General features: G+C 62.2%; 15 protein-coding genes. 12 read left to right on the top strand and 3 right to left on the bottom strand.

The genetic code is table 11. From position 1 onward, the window contains the following. Positions 1-3 precede the first annotated feature (3 nt). Entirely contained in the window at positions 4-444 is a 441-nt protein-coding gene (locus tag AC54AG_RS08460; protein WP_319991430.1) for an acyl-CoA thioesterase, read from the top strand. Between the two features lie 153 nt (positions 445-597). Then, positions 598-1,962 carry an amino acid permease gene (locus tag AC54AG_RS08465; RefSeq protein ID WP_034755636.1) on the top strand — a complete coding sequence of 455 codons (1,365 nt, stop codon included), beginning with the start codon at positions 598-600 and terminating at the stop codon, positions 1,960-1,962. 76 nt (positions 1,963-2,038) lie between these two features. Here AC54AG_RS08465 and AC54AG_RS08470 read toward each other — a convergent pair whose 3' ends face one another. After that, positions 2,039-3,661, bottom strand: coding sequence for a hypothetical protein (locus tag AC54AG_RS08470; protein ID WP_496630017.1), 1,623 nt, complete (start codon positions 3,659-3,661; stop codon positions 2,039-2,041). Between the two features lie 256 nt (positions 3,662-3,917). On the opposite strand from AC54AG_RS08470, the gene AC54AG_RS08475 reads away from it, so the two are divergent. From AC54AG_RS08475 to AC54AG_RS08485, 3 genes are read left to right on the top strand one after another with little or no spacing between them, the layout of a single operon-like run. After that, positions 3,918-5,261 carry a sensor domain-containing protein gene (locus tag AC54AG_RS08475; protein ID WP_072453416.1) on the top strand — a complete coding sequence of 448 codons (1,344 nt, stop codon included), beginning with the start codon at positions 3,918-3,920 and terminating at the stop codon, positions 5,259-5,261. 47 nt (positions 5,262-5,308) lie between these two features. Then, positions 5,309-5,695 (top strand): hypothetical protein, encoded by a 387-nt coding sequence (locus tag AC54AG_RS08480; protein ID WP_496630018.1) that lies wholly within the window; start codon positions 5,309-5,311, stop codon positions 5,693-5,695. 56 nt (positions 5,696-5,751) lie between these two features. Next, entirely contained in the window at positions 5,752-6,195 is a 444-nt protein-coding gene (locus AC54AG_RS08485; protein ID WP_496630019.1) for a DUF411 domain-containing protein, read from the top strand. 92 nt (positions 6,196-6,287) lie between these two features. Here the strand turns inward: AC54AG_RS08485 and AC54AG_RS08490 are convergent, their stop codons facing one another. Next, the gene (locus AC54AG_RS08490; RefSeq protein ID WP_496630020.1) at positions 6,288-8,519 is read right to left on the bottom strand and encodes an NADP-dependent isocitrate dehydrogenase; all 2,232 of its coding nucleotides are present in this window, start codon (positions 8,517-8,519) and stop codon (positions 6,288-6,290) included. Positions 8,520-8,834: 315 nt separating this feature from the next. Further along, a complete protein-coding gene (locus AC54AG_RS08495; RefSeq protein ID WP_072453413.1) occupies positions 8,835-9,065 on the bottom strand; it encodes a hypothetical protein in 231 nt (76 codons plus the stop codon). Between the two features lie 331 nt (positions 9,066-9,396). Between AC54AG_RS08495 and vioA the strand changes: the two genes are divergently transcribed. From vioA to AC54AG_RS08530, 7 genes are all read left to right on the top strand, one after another. Next, positions 9,397-10,704, top strand: coding sequence for a flavin-dependent violacein biosynthesis tryptophan-2 monooxygenase VioA (vioA, locus tag AC54AG_RS08500; RefSeq protein ID WP_496630021.1), 1,308 nt, complete (start codon positions 9,397-9,399; stop codon positions 10,702-10,704). Further along, entirely contained in the window at positions 10,701-13,718 is a 3,018-nt protein-coding gene (gene vioB / locus AC54AG_RS08505) for an iminophenyl-pyruvate dimer synthase VioB (RefSeq protein ID WP_496630022.1), read from the top strand. Before vioA ends, vioB begins: the two co-directional genes overlap by 4 nt. 1 nt (position 13,719) lies before the next feature. Further along, entirely contained in the window at positions 13,720-15,009 is a 1,290-nt protein-coding gene (gene vioC / locus AC54AG_RS08510; protein ID WP_496630023.1) for an NADP-dependent violacein biosynthesis oxygenase VioC, read from the top strand. Beyond that, positions 15,009-16,127: a flavin-dependent violacein biosynthesis monooxygenase VioD gene (gene vioD, locus AC54AG_RS08515; RefSeq protein WP_496630024.1), complete on the top strand. Its 1,119-nt coding sequence runs from the start codon at positions 15,009-15,011 to the stop codon at positions 16,125-16,127. Before vioC ends, vioD begins: the two co-directional genes overlap by 1 nt. A 9-nt stretch (positions 16,128-16,136) precedes the next feature. Next, positions 16,137-16,718 (top strand): violacein biosynthesis enzyme VioE, encoded by a 582-nt coding sequence (gene vioE / locus AC54AG_RS08520; RefSeq protein WP_496630025.1) that lies wholly within the window; start codon positions 16,137-16,139, stop codon positions 16,716-16,718. 91 nt (positions 16,719-16,809) lie between these two features. Next, entirely contained in the window at positions 16,810-17,973 is a 1,164-nt protein-coding gene (locus tag AC54AG_RS08525; RefSeq protein ID WP_496630026.1) for an MFS transporter, read from the top strand. A gap of 129 nt (positions 17,974-18,102) precedes the next feature. Beyond that, positions 18,103-19,152: a helix-turn-helix domain-containing protein gene (locus AC54AG_RS08530; RefSeq protein WP_496630028.1), complete on the top strand. Its 1,050-nt coding sequence runs from the start codon at positions 18,103-18,105 to the stop codon at positions 19,150-19,152. Positions 19,153-19,177 lie beyond the last annotated feature (25 nt).

Below are 19,177 nucleotides of genomic sequence, written 5' to 3' on the forward strand. Positions count from 1 at the left end.
CACTTGAACTGGGATTATCCGCACGCCCACACCCTGCCCGTCACGCCGGAACCGGACGACATCGACGGCTTGCAGCACACGAACAACGCCGTCTATGTGCGCTGGTGCGAGCATATCGCCTGGCATCATTCGGCCACCTTGGGGCTGGACCTCGACGATTACCGGCGCCTGGACCGGGCCATGGCGATACGCCGCGGCGAATACGACTACCTGCTGCCGACGCGGGCCGGCGAAGCGCTGACCCTGGCCACCTGGCTGTGCGCCAGCGATGGCCGTTCCAGCATGGAGCGGCGCTTCCAGCTCGTGCGCGACAGCGACGGCGCCACCGTCGTGCGCGGACGCTGGGACTTGATCTGCATCGAACTGAGCAGCGGCCGCGCGCGCCGCCTGCCGCCCGAGTTCCTGGCCGTGTACGAACCGGCCATCGTCGCGGCCGGCGCGTAAAAGCAGACGCCTGGGCGGCCGTTTTGCGCACCGTTCGGCGAAGATGCGGGGCTTTTCTTGCGCCTCCGCAGTGCAACATGCATTTCGCTCCTGCTTTGCCCGTCCATGCTTTAGAATCAGCGACCTCAGCCCCGTAAAAACAGGATAAAACATATGACGGCAGTCGGGATTACCGAACCACAAGAGCTCAAGCGCGGCCTGAAAAGCCGCCACATCCAGCTCATCGCCCTGGGCGGCGCCATCGGCACCGGCCTGTTTCTGGGCATCGCGCAAACCATCAAGATGGCCGGACCTTCCGTGCTGCTCGGCTATGGCATCGCCGGCGTCATCGCCTTTTTGATCATGCGCCAGCTGGGCGAGATGGTGGTCGACGAACCCGTCGCCGGTTCGTTCAGCTATTTCGCCGACAAATACTGCGGCCACCTGCCCGGCTTCCTGTCGGGTTGGAATTACTGGGTGCTGTATGTGCTCGTCAGCATGGCCGAACTGACGGCCGTTGGCATCTACGTGCAGTACTGGTGGCCCGGCGTGCCGACCTGGGTCTCGGCCCTCATCTTCTTTTGCGCCATCAACGCCATCAGCCTGTTGAACGTGAAGGCCTTCGGCGAGATGGAATTCTGGTTCGCCATCATCAAGGTGGTCGCCATCATCGGCATGATCGTCTTCGGCGCCTACCTGCTCGCTTCCGGCGACGCGGGTCCGCAGGCGTCGGTAGCCAACTTGTGGCAGCACGGCGGCTTCTTCCCGAATGGCTGGCAGGGCCTGGTGATGGCCATGGCCGTCATCATGTTCTCGTTCGGCGGCCTGGAACTGGTGGGCATCACGGCGGCCGAGGCGGACGATCCGAGCACGACGATCCCGCGCGCCACCAACCAGGCCATCTACCGCATCCTGATCTTCTATATCGGCGCGCTGGGCATTTTGCTGTCGCTGTATCCGTGGCAAAACGTCGTCACCGGCGGCAGCCCCTTCGTGCTGATCTTCCATGCACTCGACAGCAACCTGGTGGCCACGGCCCTGAACGTGGTGGTGCTGACGGCCGCCCTGTCCGTGTACAACAGCGGCGTGTACTGCAACACGCGCATGCTGTTCGGCCTGGCCAAGCAAGGCAATGCGCCGCGCGCGCTGCTGCGCCTGAACCGCCGCGGCGTGCCGCTGGCGGCGCTGGGCGTGTCCGCGCTGGCGACGGGCGCCTGCGTGGTGGTCAATTACTTCATGCCGGGCGAAGCGTTCGAAGTGCTGATGGGCCTCGTGGTTTCGGCCCTGATCATCAACTGGGCCATGATCAGCTGGATCCATTTGCGCTTCCGCGCGCAGAAGAAGGCCGAGGGCAAGACGACCCTGTTCCAGAGCCTGGGCTACCCGTTCACCAACTACCTGTGCCTGGTCTTCCTGGCCGGCATCCTGGTGATCATGTATTTGACGCCGGGCCTGCGCATCTCCGTCTACCTGATCCCCGTGTGGCTCGCCGCGCTGGGCATCGGCTACTGGATCAAGCAAAACAAGGCCAAGGCATAGGCTTGCGCAGTATTTTGCAATCGGCAACAAAAAGCCCGTCTTCGCAGACGGGCTTTTTGCATTCAGCGCGCTATTGCTAAGCGGTGGCGGCCACATTCTCTTCCGGCTGCACATCGGTTCGCCACAGGCCGATGCTCTGGCCCGCATACGATTGCAGCAGCACGTCGTCGCTCAAGGTCAGCATCGCCTGCTGGCGCTGCTCCGCCTTTTTCTCGGGAGTCATGCCCAGTTCGCCCGTCTTGTACGGCCCCAGCACAGGCAGTAAATCGCGCAGCACGGAATAGTTACCTGGCGTTGTCTTGTCCGATTCCAGCTTGCCCAGGAAATACTTCATGACATGCTCGGACTGGTTGCCCTCCTGCCGCAAGCTCGCCTTGACCATCTTGCCATCCTTGTAGGCCACCTGCGCGTCGCTGCTGGCCGTATCTTCGATCTGGTGGTAGGTATAGTTCTGCGATTCCGTACTGTCCAGCAAGCGCAGCGGCACGCCGGGGACAAGCGTCTCATGGAAACTGGCGCTCAGCTTCGATTGCTGCTGCTGCCTGACCGAACGCTCATCCTGGCTGGCGCCGGCCTGCAGCGTCTTTTGCGACACGTCATAATTGAAGCCATCCTTTTCCGAACTGCGCATGGGATTGCTGAATTTCACGGCCTGCGACACGGAGGCGCTGAAATCGGCCAGCCCCGTCAGGATGGACTTGTCTTCGGCCGCCAAGCGCCACTTGCCCGTCTCGGGACTCTCTGCGGCCACCTGCGGCGCGGCGGTATTGCTGTGCAAGGCCGCAAAGCTATCCTTGAGCATGGCCACCAGGCCCGCGTCTCCATGGCCGCGCGACGCGGCCTGGTCGAACTGCTTCATGTAGCTGCCCAGCGCCTTCGCCTGCTTTTCCTTGCTGCCCAGGGTATTGAGCTGACTGGCATCGACCTTCAGGTCCAGGCTGCCGGCCTCGCCGCTGAAGCTGACCTTGCGCTGCGCGCCATCGGCCTGGAAGTCCAGGGTTTGAATACTTTCCGGCTCGCCGCGCACCTTGACTTCCGCATGCAGTTTCACCGAGGCCAGCTGCTGCTGGTCAAACTGCATCAAGCCTCCCAGCTTGATTTTCGGCGTACTTTGTCCCATGCCGTCGATGGCTTCCTGGAAGCCCTTCGCCAGCTCGCCCAGGGCGCTCGCCTCAGCGTCGCTGAGGTCGCCACTGGTCGTCATGCTCACGGCCAGGCCGTCGCCCTGGCTGTCGAGCGACAGCTTGACTTCCACGCCGCTCTTGGTCGTGATGCTGAGGGAAACCCGGTCTTCGCCATTGCCATGCAGGCTGCCGGGCGCGATACCGGACGCCGCATAGACATTCGGCGTGGCGCTCGGCGGCGGCTGACGCATCGCCTGCGAGAAATTGTAGTTGCCCAATTTGGCCTGTCCCAGCATGGCAGCGCCCAGGCCGCTGAAGCGGCCGCCAAACGCATACGAGGAAAAACTCTTCGTCATCGCGTCGCTGACCTTGTTGCGTGTCGCGCTTTCCCACACCATCGGCGGCTTCACGAGCGCGGCCGGTTTGCTGTCGTTCACGCTCTCCGGACTGAGGGCAACGATGGAAGACGGCGTGGAGGGGGACGACGGCGATGCTGCCTGCGTGCGGTTCGGCGTGGCGGAGGAAGCCCCTGACGGGGCGCTATTCCAGTTTGACAGTGGAGAAATGGAGGTCATGGCGCTGTAACCTTGCAAGTGGCGAGTAGGGGCATCATAAAAGTTCGATATGGTTAGTTTTTTTGCAATCACCTGGCGCCAGGCAAGCCTTGTGTCACGTTATCTGACGTGGTGGCAAGTACTGCGTGGCAATACTGCTATAACGGCAAGAAACGGCAAAGCATGAGTGTCGGGGAAATGAAACATTTTCATACGGATGACCCAGCCGCCCCGCAACAAGTTGATTCACCGCCGGGAATGTCTCAAAATGTATCGTATGGAACACAAGATTCTGCGCGCGCCGCTGGCCAGCTTTACCGACTTGTTGCTCGACGCCGTGTGCATGGTCGACGTGGACGGGCGCTTCGTCTTCGTCAGCGCCGCCTGCGAGCGCATCTTCGGCTACACGCAGCAGGAAATGGTCGGCAAGCAGATGCTCGACCTGGTCGCTCCCGCCGACCGCGCCCGCACCCTGGCCGCCGCGCGCGCCATCATGGATGGCCATGCGCAGACGCATTTCGAAAACCGCTACCTGCGCAAGGATGGCAGCCTGGCGCACATCATGTGGACGGCCCGCTGGTCCGCCGCCGACCAGCTGCGCGTGGCGGTGGCGCGCGACATCACCCTACTGAAACAGGCGCAGGCGAAGCAGGCCGCGCTGTACGCCATTTCCGAAGCCATGCAGGCGACGCAAGACTTGCCCGCCTTGCTGCACCGTATCCAGCACATCATCGGCGAACACTTGCCCACGCGTAGCCTGACCTTGCTGCTGCATGACGAACACGGCGCCCAGCCTTTGATGACCTGCCATGCCGGCGACAGCGCGCCGCAGCCAACGTCTTCGCTGGCCAGCCTGCTGTGCGATGAAGTGCTGCGCAGCGGCCGCCCCCTGCTGCTGCAGGCGGGACAACTGGCCGGCCTGCCGGCTGCGCTGCAAACGGCGGCCGGCGCCCTGTCCTCGTACTGGCTTGCCGTGCCGCTGTATTGCTCCATGGGCAGCATCGGCGCGCTGGCCTTGCAAGGCGGCCAGGACGCCGCCATCGGCACGGAGCAAGACCAGGATTTGCTGCAGTTTGTTGCCAAGCAACTTGCCACCGCCATCGAGCGCCGGCAGTTGCAGACGCAAATGCAATTCATGGCCATGCACGATGAACTGACCCGCCTGCCGAACCGCCGCCTGTTCCACGACCGCCTGCACACGGCATTCGCGCGCGCGCACCGCCAGGAAGGCCGGCTGTCGCTGCTGTTCCTGGACTTGAACAACTTCAAGCGCGTCAACGACGACCACGGCCATGCCTGTGGCGACCTGCTGCTGCAAACGGTGGCGAACCGTCTGCGCGATTGCATGCGCGAAACCGACACCTTGGCCAGGATGGGCGGCGATGAATTCGTCGTGCTTCTGGAAAGCAATGTCACGCCGGCCGATGTCAGCCTGATCGAGCAAAAGATCCACGCGGCCCTGGCCGCGCCGCTACACCTGGGCAATGGACAGCAATTGCAGATCGCCGTGAGCATCGGCGTGGCCCACTATCCGGAAGACGGCGATACCATGCAGCTGCTGCTGCGCCATGCGGACCGGGCCATGTACGCGTCGAAGGTGCTGGCCGCCGCCTCGCGCTAGCGGATGCCGCTCCTGGCGACAGTGCCCCCATGCTATACTTTCCCGCGATGCTGAGACTCTTCAAAACATGGCTGATCCTGCTGTTGATCACGGCGGTGCCGCTGCAAGCGGCCGCTGCGGGCGCCACGCGGCTGTGTGCGCCGCTCGCTGCCTCGCCTGCCGCCGCCATGACGGCCGCCTGCCAGCATCACGATGCACAATCATCCACCGTCCCGGACAGCGCCAGCGCGCCAGAAAACAGCCAGTCTCCTGCCAAGCACCCCGCGTGCGGCGCCTGTTCCAGCTTTTGCCTGGGCGCGCTGATGCCGCCCTGTTTCCCCCTGCCTGCCGCCGTGCTCAACGGCGCGGAACACGCCGCCGTAGCCAATGCCACCCTGCTGACGGGATTCATTCCCGACGGCTTGCGCCGGCCTCCTAGACCGCTTTCCGCTTAAATAAAAGCAGGCCACCAAGGTGGCCACGATAGACCTACTTCGTCTGAAAGCAACACATGATCAAACATTTATTAGTGCGCGGCGCCTTCGCCGCCATGCTGGGCCTGCCCACGTTCGCCATGGCGGCCCTGCCCGTCATTGAAGTCTACAAGAGCGCCTCGTGCGGCTGCTGTTCCGCATGGATCAAGCACCTGGAATCGAACGGTTTTACGGTGCGCGCGAAAAATGTCGAGATGCCGGCGCAATACCGCAAGCTGGCCGGCATTCCCGACGCGCTCGGTTCCTGCCACACGGGCCTCGTCAACGGCTACGCCATCGAAGGCCATGTGCCGGCCAGCGAGATCAAGCAGCTGCTGCGCGAGAAACCCAAGGCGAAAGGCCTGGCCGTGCCGGCAATGCCGATGGGTTCGCCTGGCATGGAAGGACCGCGCAAGGATGCGTATGACGTCTTGCTGGTCAAGAGCAATGGCAGCACCGAGGTCTACAAACACTACAAATAGACACTGAGGAGAAATGAAAAACGCCGCCGGAATCGCTTCCGGCGGCGTTTTTTTATCAGGCAGCAAAGAACCTGCCGCCTGTCAGGACTGCATCAGATGCTGTCCAATACCGCATTCAGGCTGGCGCTAGGACGCATGACCGCTTCCGTCTTCGCCGGATCTGGCAGGTAATAGCCGCCGATATCCGTTTCCTTGCCTTGTACTGCTTTCAGCTCGGCAACGATCTTTTCTTCGTTGTCGGCCAGGGCTTTGGCCACTGGCGCAAAATGCGCTGACAGTTCCGCATCGTCCTTCTGCGCCGCCAGGGCTTGCGCCCAGTACATGGCCAGGTAGAAATGGCTGCCGCGGTTGTCCAGCTCGCCGGTACGTGGCGATGGCGACTTGTTGTTGTCCAGCAGCTTGCCGGTGGCTTCATCGAGGGTTTTTGCGAGGATTTTGGCCTTCGCATTGCCCGTCTTGATGCCCATGTCTTCCAGCGACACGGCCAGGGCCAGGAACTCGCCCAGCGAATCCCAGCGCAGATGGTTTTCTTCCACCAGCTGCTTGACGTGCTTAGGAGCCGAACCGCCGGCGCCCGTTTCGTACATGCCGCCACCGGCCATCAAAGGCACGATCGACAGCATCTTGGCGGACGTGCCCAGTTCCAGGATCGGGAACAGGTCGGTCAGGTAGTCGCGCAGGATGTTGCCGGTCACCGAGATGGTGTCCAGGCCGCGGAAGGCGCGTTCCAGGGTGTAGCGCATGGCGCGCGTTTGCGACATGATCTGGATGTCCAGGCCCTTGGTGTCGTGATCCTTCAGGTAGACCTGTACCTTCTTGATGACTTCGTTCTCGTGCGGACGGTAGGAATCGAGCCAGAACACGGCAGGCATGCCCGAGTTGCGCGCGCGCGTGACGGCCAGCTTGACCCAGTCGCGGATCGGCGCGTCCTTGACCTGGCACATGCGCCAGATATCGCCCTCTTCCACCGTTTGCGTCAGCAGCACTTCGCCCGTTTCCAGGTCGGTGATGTTGGCGATGCCGCCTTCAGGCACTTCAAACGTCTTGTCGTGCGAACCGTATTCTTCCGCTTGCTGCGCCATCAGGCCCACGTTCGGCACGGTGCCCATGGTCTTCGGATCGAAGTTGCCATGCCATTTGCAGAAGCCGATCATTTCCTGGTAGATGCGCGCGAAAGTCGATTCCGGCATGACTGCCTTGACGTCTTTCGGACGGCCATCGGCGCCCCACATCTTGCCGCCGATACGGATCATGGCTGGCATCGACGCGTCGACGATGATGTCGTTCGGCGAATGGAAGTTGGTGATGCCCTTGGCCGAATCGACCATGGCCAGTTCCGGACGGTGCGCGTGGCAGGCGTGCAGGTCCTTGAGGATTTCATCCTTTTGCGACGCTGGCAGCGTGTCGATCTTGTCGTACAGGTTGCTCATGCCATTGTTGACATTCACGCCCAGTTTGTCGAACAGCTCGGCGTGCTTGGCGAACGCGTCCTTGTAGAAGATGCGCACGCAGTGGCCGAAGACGATCGGGTGCGACACCTTCATCATGGTGGCCTTGACGTGCAGCGAGAACATCACGCCCGTCTTGAACGCGTCGTCGATTTCCTTCTCGTAGAACTCCAGCAGCGCTTTCTTGCTCATGAACATGCTGTCGATGATTTCGCCCGCTTGCAGGGAAACCTTCGGTTTCAGCACGATGGTCTTGCCCGAGGCCGTGACCAGTTCCATCTTGACGTCGCGCGCCTTTTCCAGGGTCAGCGATTTTTCGCCATGGTAGAAGTCGCCATGGTGCATGTGCGAGACGTGGGTTTGCGACGATTGGCTCCACTCGCCCATCGAGTGCGGGTGCTTGCGCGCGTACTCTTTGACGGCCTTCGGTGCGCGGCGGTCGGAATTGCCTTCACGCAGGACCGGGTTGACCGAGCTGCCGATGCACTTGCCGTAACGGGCCTTCAAGGCTTTTTCTTCTTCCGTCTTCGCATCTTCCGGGTAGTCCGGCAGCTTGTAGCCACGGCCTTGCAATTCGCGCACGCAAGCGATCAGCTGGCCTTGCGAGGCGCTGATGTTCGGCAGCTTGATGATGTTGGTGTCCGGATTCTGGGTCAATTTGCCCAGTTCAGCCAGGGTGTTCGGGACTTTTTGCGCGTCCGTCAGGAATTCGGGAAATTCGGCCAGTACACGTGCCGCCACCGAAATATCGCTGGACACCACGTCCACGCCGGCCGGCGCGGTGAATTTTTTGATGATTGGCAGCAGGGAATACGTCGCGAGCAGCGGCGCCTCGTCAGTCAGCGTGTAGATGATTTTGGATTTTTGTGTTGCCATGTTCATTCCCTTGTATGCGGTGATGCCTGGTGGTTAACTTTCTTCATTCCAAACACAGGACGGTTAGCCTTGCTTTGGACGGCTAGTGTGCCGGCGGTGACGCCGTGCTTGCCCACCACGTATTTTAGACTGTCCTGCCGCTGTTTGTGTATCCGATGGCGTCGAATCTTATATAAGACAGCAAATATCTGAGACAGACGGGAGAATATGGCGGTTTTCCGCAAGGAAATAGATGCAAGCAGGCCCACAGGCCATGTATGCACCAATGGAAACAAATATGTAAACGGAAATATATTCGAGCAAATCCTGTCCCGCTCACTCGTTTTTGACGATCCCTCGCACGTTCGTCAACGCCAGGCAGACATTCAGGACGATCAGGGCCCAGGCCCCGTCATGCCAGCCCCAGCAGACCCACAGCACATTGCTGAACAGAAAAACCCAGAAGCCGGCAAAGCGCCGCGCGGCCGCGCGCGACCCCACGAGCCAGGCCGCCAGCAGCGAAGCGGCCATGGCGGGCCATTGCAACAGTTCGATGATGTCGGACATGGCGCCTCCCGTTTGCGAGCAGCGTAGCAATATTTCCGCGATATCAGCGCACGCTTGGCAGACGGCAACTACATTGATATTTATCAAATTGACAGCCCGATGCCTGGGCTAATGTCGGTGCCATCTTTGATTTGAAACAGAAACTCTGCTGCCAAGACTCAACCATTCCAGACACAACGCCAGTTTTCGCCAGGCTCTTCATTCCCCAGCTGATAACGCTCGCCAAGTGCCGTAACACGCAGCGTCCCATCCCTTGCGTACACGTGCAGGGACAACTTTTTCTGGCGATTTTGCAGCCTTTTGATTAATGAACGTTAAAAAGGAATTTCGTATGAGCACGTATTCTGACATTTGCATTGTTGGCGCCGGCATAGGCGGCTTGACTTGCGCCAACCGCCTGATCGGCGCCGCCGCCGACAGGAAGCTGCGCATCCGGGTATTCGACCTGAATCCCACCGTGGGCGGCCGCATCCAGTCGCGGAAGATAGATGGCGAGGAAATCGCCGAACTGGGCGCCGCCCGCTATTCGCCGCAGCTGCATCCGCATTTCCAGCAACTGATGCAGGGCAGCGGTCTGCCGCATGCGGTCTACCCGTTCACCGAGGTCATCTCCCACGATAGCGTGCTCGACGAGCTGAAGGCGACGCTGGATGAGCTGAGCCCGAGGCTGACAGAGCATCCTAACCTCTCCTTCCTCGATTTCGTCAGCCATTACCTGGGCGCCGCCAAGGCCAGCAACATCATCAAGGCGACCGGCTATGACGCCTTGCTGCTGCCGATGGTGTCGGCGGCCATGGCCTACGACATCATCAAGAAACACCCGGAAACGCAGCACTTCACGGAAAACGCCACCAACCAGTGGCACTACGCCACCGATGGCTACCACGCGCTGCTGTGCCAGTTGCAGCACCAGGCCCAGGTCGCCGGCGTGGAATTCCAGCTCGAACATCGCTTGCTGTCCGTTGAAAAATCGGGCACCGACCATGTGCTCGCCTTCGGCCACCACGGCGACACGCAGATGCACCGCACACGTCATCTGGTGATGGCGATCCCGCCATCCGCCATGCCGCGCCTGAACCTGGATTTCCCGGCCGCATGGAGCCCGTTCCAGTACGACTCGCTGCCCCTGTTCAAGGGTTTCTTCACGTTCGACACGGCCTGGTGGGACGCGCTTGGGCTGACCGACAAGGTGCTGATGGCGGCAAATCCCCTGCGCAAGATCTACTTCAAGAGCGACAAGTATGTGCTGTTCTATACCGACAGCAAAAGCGCCACCTACTGGCGCGACAGCCTGGAACTCGGTGAAGACGTGTACCTGGAGCGTGTCCGCAGCCACCTGGAAGAAGTCCTGCCGCTCGATGGCCAGCCGCTGCCGCGGATCAAGGCGCACTTCCACAAGTTCTGGCCGCATGGCGTCGAGTTTTGCGTGGAACCGGAAGCCGAACACCCGGCCGTGCTGCTGCACCGGGACGGCATCATTTCCTGCTCGGATGCCTATACCGCGCATTGCGGCTGGATGGAAGGCAGCCTGATCAGCGCCCAGCACGCCAGCGGCCTGTTGCTGCAACGGCTAGCTCAACTGGACGAGGTCGCGGCCGCCAACGATACCTTCATCACTTCCTCGACCGAGCGCGCATGAGCCTACTTGACTTCCCCCGCCTGCACTTTCGGGGATTTGCCCGCGCCAATGTGCCGACGGGGAATCGCAATACGCACGGCAACATCGATATCGCCACGAATGCGGTATCGATGGCGGGCGAGGCCGTCGACCTGAGCCGGCCGCCGTCCGAATTCCATGCACACCTGAAACAGCTTGCCCCCCGCTTCAATGCAGAGGGCAAGCCCGATCCGGACGGCATCTTCAGCCAGGCGGCAGGCTACAATTTTTGCGGCAACAACCATTTCTCGTGGGAAAACGCGCGGATCACGGGCGTCCAACTTGGCAGTGGCGAGGTCGATACGCAGGACGCGCTGGTGGGCGCCAAGCTGGCCCTGTGGGGGCACTACAACGAGTATCTGCGCACGACGTTCAACCGCGCCAGGTGGATCGACAACAATCCATCGCAGCCGGACACCACGCTGATCTACGCCGGCCAGTTTACCTTGAGCGACAAGCTGGCCACGCCCAACACGCCCACCTTGTTCACAGCCGATATCGCGCAGGCGCACTCGGTACGCTGGCTCGGCAGCGGCCATGTCACGGAACGCAGCGGGCATTTCCTGGACGAGGAATTCGGCCGCGCCAGGCTGTTCCAGTTTTCGGTGGCCAAGCAAGATCCGCATTTCCTGTTCAATGGGGATCTGCCGCTGCCGGCCAGCATGCAGGCCTTGCGGCAAGCCCTGGCCGACGACGCGGTGCTGGGTCTGACGGTGCAATATGCGCTGTTCAATATGTCGACGCCGCTCAAACCCGATTCGCCCGTGTTCTACGACCTGGCCGGCAGCATCGGCCTGTGGCGGCGCGACGAGCTGGCAAGCTATCCGGCCGGCCGCCTGCTGCAGCCGCGCCAGGCCAGCCTGGGACCGGTGCTGGTGAAAATGCATGCGGACCGCGTCGCGTTCAACATGCCGACGGCCATTCCCTTCACCACGCGCGACCCGCGCGCCGTCTCGGAACAGCATCCCACGCATGCCCTGGGCGACAAGCAGGCGCTCGGCGACCTGCTGCTGCAGGACGGCGCCGGCACCTTGCTGGCGCGGATACCCGAGCAACTGTACCGCGACTACTGGCGCCATCACGGCGTCTTCGACGTGCCGCTGCAGCACGCCGGCGCGGCCACGGGTTCGCTCAGCCTGGGTAGCGCGCAGGCGCAGTGGAACGAAACCGAATGGGTACTGCAATCGGACAGCAACCAGCTGTACCTGGAAGCGCCGAACCGCAACAAGCACGAGCAATTCCCGCAGACGATCACCGTGCAAAGCCGCTTCCGCGGCGAACTGTCGGCGCCTGCCCTCCTGCCGGCGCAGGCCGAGGACGGCGCGCTGCTGGCCGTGGAACAGCAGCCATCGCCGCTCGGACATGGCTACACGGCGCTGACCCTGACGGGGCGCCAGCCGGGCGCGACCAGGATCGTGCTGGGGGCAGGCAAGGATAAGCAATACCTCGGCGTGCGCGTGCTGCCCGACGACTGGGACCTCGACGACGTACCGGCCGAACAGGTCGACTACGCCTTCCTCTACCGGCATGTGATGAGCTACTACGAGCTCGTGTATCCATTCATGTCGGACAAGGTCTTCAGCCTGGCGGACCAGTGCAAGTGCGAAACCTATTCGCGCCTGATGTGGCAGATGTGCGATCCGCGGAACCGCGACAAGAGCTATTACATGCCCAGCACCCGCGAACTGTCGCTGCCAAAGTCGCGCCTGTTCCTGAAATACCTGACGCAGGTCGAGGCAAAGGCCAAGGCGGCGGTGCCGGAAGCGGCGGTGCCGCCTGTCATCGGCAGCAAGGCCGAGCTGATCGAGGAGCTGAAAAAGGCCATCGACCTGGAACTGTCGCTGATGCTGCAGTACCTGTATGCCGCGTATTCGATTCCCAACTATGCGCAGGGGGCGGCGCTGGTGCAGGCAGGCCGCTGGCTGCCGGCCGAGCTGGAACTGGCCTGCGGCGCCGAAGACCGGCGCCGCAACAGCGGCACGCGCGGCGCGCTGCTGGAGATCGCCCATGAAGAAATGATTCACTATTTATTGGTCAACAATGTGCTGATGGCGCTAGGCGAACCGTTTTATAGCGGCACCCCGGTACTGGGCCAGTTGGCGCGCAAGCGTTTCGGCCTGGACACGGAATTTGCGTTCGAGCCATTTTCCGAACACGTGCTGGCCCGTTTCGTGCGTTTCGAATGGCCCGACTACATCCCCACGCCAGGCAAATCCATCGCCACCTTCTATATCGCGATCCGCCAGGCCGTTGCCGACTTGCCCGGCCTGTTCGAAAGCGGCGGCGGCAAGCGCGGCGGCGAACACCATTTGTTCCTGAAAGAACTGACCAACCGCGCCTATCCCGGCTACCAGCTGGAAGTATCGGACCGCGACAGCGCGCTGTTTGCCATCGACTTCGTCACCGAACAGGGAGAAGGCGTGGCCGTCGATTCGCCGCATTTCGCCTCGTCGCACTTCCAGCGGCTGCGCGCCGTGGCCGGCAAGTTTTCAGCCTGCGGCAAACCGTTCGAGCCGGCGCTGCCGGCGCTGAAGAATCCCGTGCTGGAAGCGCGTGCGGACTGCACCGTGGTGACCGACCGGAAGGCGCGCGCGCTGATGCAGCTGTATCAAGGCTGCTACGAATTGACCTTTTTGATGATGGCGCACCATTTCGCGCAGCGGCCGCTGGGCAGCCTGCGCCGCTCGCGCCTGATGAATGCGTCCATCGACATCATGACCGGCCTGTTGCGTCCCCTGTCGGCCGCCCTGATGAACATGCCGTCCGGCGTGCCCGGCCGCCATGCGGGACCGCCCGTGCCAGAGCCGGTCAGCAGCCTCATCAGCAGCGACTACAGCCTGGGCTGCAACATGCTGGCGCAGAAATGCCAGGCGCTGGCGCAGTATGCGCGCGGCCTTGAGAGCGATGTCATCGGCATGGCGCCGATAGAGATGTTGGAGTTTTTTAATCAGCAACTTACCGATTTATCTCGGGGAAAGATGTCAAGAGAGGCTTGAAATGCATAAAATCATTATCGTCGGCGGAGGCCTGGCAGGTAGCCTCAGCGCCATTTATCTGGCGCAACGGGGACACGATGTCCACGTTATCGAAAAACGCGGCGATCCGCTGCTGGAGAATGCCGCCAGCTCCGACCCGGTCAACTCGCGCGCCATCGGCGTGAGCATGACGGTACGCGGCATCAAGGCCGTCCTGGCGGCTGGCATCAGCAAGCAGGAGCTCGACCAGTGCGGCGAACCCATCGTCGGCATGGCATTTAGCGTGGGCGGCCGGCACCGCATACGCGAGCTGACCCCGCTCGAAGGCCTGTTTCCCCTGTCGCTGGACCGCACTGCCTTCCAGCGCCTGCTGAACCGGCATGCCGCCCTGCACGAAGTGAAGTATTACTTTGAGCATAAATGCCTGGATGTCGACCTGGAAAGAAAGATCGTGCTGATCCAGGGCCCGGACGGCGCCGTGCAGCAGCTGCATGGCGACCTGGTCATCGGCGCCGACGGCGCCCACTCGGCCGTGCGGCGCGCCATGCAAAGCGGCGTGCGCCGTTTCGAGTTCAGACAGAGTTACTTCCGCCACGGCTACAAGACGCTGGTCTTGCCGAACGCGGCGGATCTGGGTTTCCGGAAGGATTTGTTGTATTTCTTCGGCATGGATTCCAAGGGCCTGTTTGCCGGCCGCGCGGCCACCATTCCGGACGGCAGCATCAGCTTCGCCCTGTGCCTGCCCTACACGGGCACGCCCAGCCTGGGCACGCTCAACCGCGAAGCCATGGCCGACTTCTTCAGCCGCTACTTCGGCAACCTGCCGCCGGACCGCCGCAAGGAGATGATCGACCAGTTCATGGCGCTGCCCAGCAACGACCTCATCAATGTCCGTTCCAGCACCTTCCACTACAAGTCCAATATCCTGCTGATCGGCGATGCGGCGCATGCCACCGCCCCCTTCCTCGGACAAGGCATGAACATGGCGCTGGAAGACGTCCACGTCTTCGTTTCCCTACTGGAAAAGCACGGCAATGCCCTGGGCCCTGCCCTGTCCGAGTTCACGCAGCAGCGCAAGGTGCAGGCGGACGCCATGCAGGACATGGCGATCGCCAACTATGAAGCGCTGAGCAATCCGAATCTGATTTTCTTCCTGCAGACGCGCTACACGCGCTACATGCACAAGAAATTCCCCCGTGTTTATCCGCCAGACATGGCGGAGAAACTGTACTTCACATCGGTTCCTTACGATGAATTGCAGCAAATCCAGAAGAAACAAAACGTTTGGTACAAACTTGGAAGGGTAAATTAATGAACATTCTCGTTATCGGCGCAGGCCCCGCAGGACTGCTCTTCGCCAGTCAGATGAAACAAGCCCAGCCCGGCTGGAGTATCAGCATCACGGAAAAAAACACCCCGGAAGAAGTGCTGGGCTGGGGCGTGGTGCTGCCGGGGCGCCCGCCGCGCCATCCCGCCAATCCGCTCTCCTATCTGGAGCAGCCGGAACGGCTCAATCCGCAGTTCCTGGAAGAATTCAAGCTCGTGCACCACGACCAGCCCAACCTGATGAGCACCGGCGTGACCCTGTGCGGCGTGGGACGCCAGGCCCTGGTGCAAGCACTGCGCGCCAAGTGCGTGGCGGCCGGCATCGCGATCAGCTATGAAACGCCGCCGGCGCCCCGGGCGCAGCTGGAAGCCGAGTACGATCTGGTGGTGGTAGCGAATGGCATCAATTACAAATCGCTGGAGTTGCCGCCAGCGCTGGCGCCGCACATCGATTTCGGCCGCAACAAATACATCTGGTACGGCACCACCCAGCTGTTCGACCAGATGAACCTGGTGTTCCGCAGCAATGAGCAAGGCATTTTCATCGGCCATGCCTACAAATACTCGGACACGATGAGCACCTTTATCGTCGAATGCAGCGAAGAAACGTACGCCAGGGCCGGCCTGGAAGCGCTGTCCGAGCGCGACGCCGCCGCGTATGTCGCCAAGACGTTCAAAACCGAGCTCGGCGAGCATGGGCTGCAGAGCCAACCGGGCCAGGGCTGGCGCAACTTCATGACCCTCAGCCGCGACCGGGCCTGCGACGGCAAGTTCGTCCTGCTCGGCGATGCGCTGCAATCGGGGCATTTTTCCATCGGCCATGGCACCACCATGGCGGTGGTGGCGGCCCTGCTGCTGGTCAAAATCCTCAATACCGAAGCTGGCACGGCCGCCGCCCTGGACAGCTTCAATGCCCGCGCCGTGCCTCTGATGCAATTGTTCAAGGACCACGCCAACGCCAGCCGCCTGTGGTTTGAAACCGTAGGCGAGCGTATCGACCTGAGCAATGCAGAGCTGACCGCCAGCTTCGACGCCCGCCGCAAGGACTTGCCATCGTTGCAGGAAGCGCTGATGGCCAGCCTAGGCTACGCGCTGGGCCGCTAGGGAGATACCATGCCGACACACGTCTCCCCGCCGCTGCTGCCGATGCAATGGAGCAGCGCCTATGTTTCCTACTGGACGCCGATGCAGGAGGACGACCAGATCACGTCCGGCTATTGCTGGTTCGACTATGCGCGCAACATCTGCCGCATCGATGGCCTGTTCAACCCCTGGCCGGAAAAGGAACATGGACACCTGCTGTGGATGTCGGAAATCGGCGACGCCCGGCGTGAACAAAGCCGCAAGCAGAAAGTGGCTTATGCACGGCAGGCGCGGGCAACTGGCGCACAGCTGCAGGGAACGGCGCTGGCCGACGAGGTGACGCCGTTTCAGGCGCTGTTCCTGCCGCAGGCGGTGCTGCTGGACGGCGGCGCCCGTCACGACGGCCGCCACAGCGTGCTGGGCCGCGAGGCGGATGCGTGGGTAGTGGAGCCAGCGGGCAAGCCGCCATCGGTGTTTTACCTGGAGGCCGATGGCAACCGCCTGCTGCGCATGGTCACAGGCAATGACCCGCAGCACCGTTCGGTACGCGACTTTCCCAACCTGTCTGTCGGCGACATTCCGGACAGCATCTTTACGTCTTGCAACACCTGACCAGGGCATGGCGCGTGCAAGGGCCGCATGCGGCCGGCGCGCGCGCCATCCCGGGCTAGGTTTTTTGTTATTACTCTCGAAGGATATTGCTATGCCGCTGGTTGTTTACATTCTGGGGTTGACGATCTTTTCGTTAACCACCTCCGAATTCATGGTGGCGGGCATGATGCCGTCACTGGCCCTGGCCATGGACGAACCGGTGACACGGATCGGCTATCTGATCTCCCTCTACGCCATGGGCATGGTCATCGGCGGGCCGCTGAGCACCGTCGTCCTGCTCAAGCTGCGCGTGCCGAACAAGCAGGGGCTGCTGTGGCTGCTGGGCTTTTATGTCCTGGCCCAATCCGTCGCCGCCTCCGCTACCAGCTATGACATCCTGGCCGTCGCGCGGATGGTCACGGGCGTGGCCGCCGCCACCTGCTTTGGCCTGTCCCTGGCGATCTGCGCCGATATCGTCAGCCCCAACGCACGCGGACGCGCCGCCGCCGTCGTGATCGGCGGCCTCATGCTCGCTTCGGTGGTGGGCGTGCCGGTCGCCACGCTCATCGACCAGCACCTGGGATGGCGCGCCAGCTTCTGGCTGGTGGTGCTGCTCGCGCTGATGTGCCTGGCGCTCATCACCGTGCTGGTGCCGCGTACCAAGCCATCCGAAGTCGTCAGCCTCGGCAATGAACTGGCAGAGTTCCGCAACCGCCACCTGTGGGCGGCGTATGCCAGCAGCGGCCTCATCATCGGCGCGATTTTCGCGGCGTTCAGCTACTTCGCGGCCATCCTGACGGAAGTTACCGGTTTCCCGGCCTCCGCTATCCCCTGGCTGCTGGGCGTCTACGGCATCGCCAACGTGGTGGGCAATGGCGTGGTCGGCCGTTATGCGGACCGCTACACCACCGTCATCATGGTCTGGGGCATGGTCATCCTGAGCATCAGCCTGGCGCTGTTCGCCGTCTTTGCGCACGACAAGACCATCAGCGTTGCCCTGCTGGTCGTCACGGGCCTGGTCGGCATGTCGATGAATCCCGCCATCATCGCCCGCGTGATGAAGACCGCCCATCCGGGGCCGCTGGTCAACACCGTCCATACCTCGGTCATCAACATCGGCCTGGGCGCCGGCTCATGGCTCGGCGGCCTCGGCATCGCCGCCGGCTATGGCTTGCGCTCGCCGCTGTGGGTCGGTGTCGCGCTGGCAGTGCTTGGTCTCATCAGCTTGCTGCCTTACCTCGGGCACAAGTCGCGCGATTCGGTACTGTCGCATTAGCAGCCGGCGACGTGTCTTGACGGCCAGGCCCAATCCCGGCAAGATCATGGTGCTGGCTGACAAGCTGCCGGCAACAGCTACCCTCTAGCGCTGGAGCCACCACCATTGAGCCAGGAATATTCCACGGCGATGCGCGACCTACTTGCCGCGCGTGACATCAGGCATGCCCGCACGCCGCCCGTCAGCGGGCTGGCGCAGCAGCACTTCAGCGTCGCCAGCGAGCACAAGGAACTGCAGCTACTGGCCTGGCGCGATTATCTGGGCCGGTTCCTTGACCTCCAGGTAAGGCGCCAGCAGCTGGGCAATGGTTTTCACGCAGAACTCGACACGTACTTGCTGCCGGACATGGCATATCTGGATAGCCGCACGGACGCGGTTACCCAGCTGCGCAGCAATGAGCGCATCTCCACCGACAGCATGCGCGATTTCGTCTTTCACATCGCCGTGCAGGGCATTATCGAGACCAGCACGGCGCGCCCCAGCGCAAAAGCGCTGCAATACACACCAGGCATACTGGCCCTGGACATGAACCAGCCGATGCGCATGGTGCGGCCGACGCGGGCGCATGTACTGGCCTTCTTCCTGCCCCGTGCCGCGGTCAGCGCGCACCTGCCCGACGCCGAAGCCATTCATGGCCGCATCGTCGGCTATACCACGCCACTGACGCGCATGCTGCCGGCTTACCTGAATATCCTATGCCAGCGCCTGCCAGCGCTGCCGGCAGACCAGCAAGAGCAGACGCTACGCACGTGCGCCCGGCTGATCATTGCCGCATTTGCCAAGCAGCAGCGCCTGGAAGAGCATGGGCGCGCTGTCGCCCGCGCCGCGCTGCAGGGACAGATCGAACACTATATCCAGGCGAACCTGCACGAGGAGCACCTGACGCCGGACGGCGTGATGCGGGCGTTTCCCGTCGCGCGCTCGACCATCTACCGCCTGTTTGAATCCCAGGGGGGCCTGGCCGCCTACATCCGCCATTGCCGCCTGCGCGACGCGGCACATGAACTGACCAGCATGCGCCATCTTGCCGTGACGCAGATCGGGCTGGGACTGGGCTTCAACAGCGCCTCCGATTTCTCACGCGCGTTCAGCCGCGCGTATGGCATGTCGCCGCGCGATTTTCGTGAACAATTCGGGAACAGTTCAGGCACAGTCCGGAATGATCTTTCCTCAAAATAATATTTTTGAAAAAGTGAAACAGGGT

The organism is Janthinobacterium sp. BCJ23 (assembly GCF_059617945.1).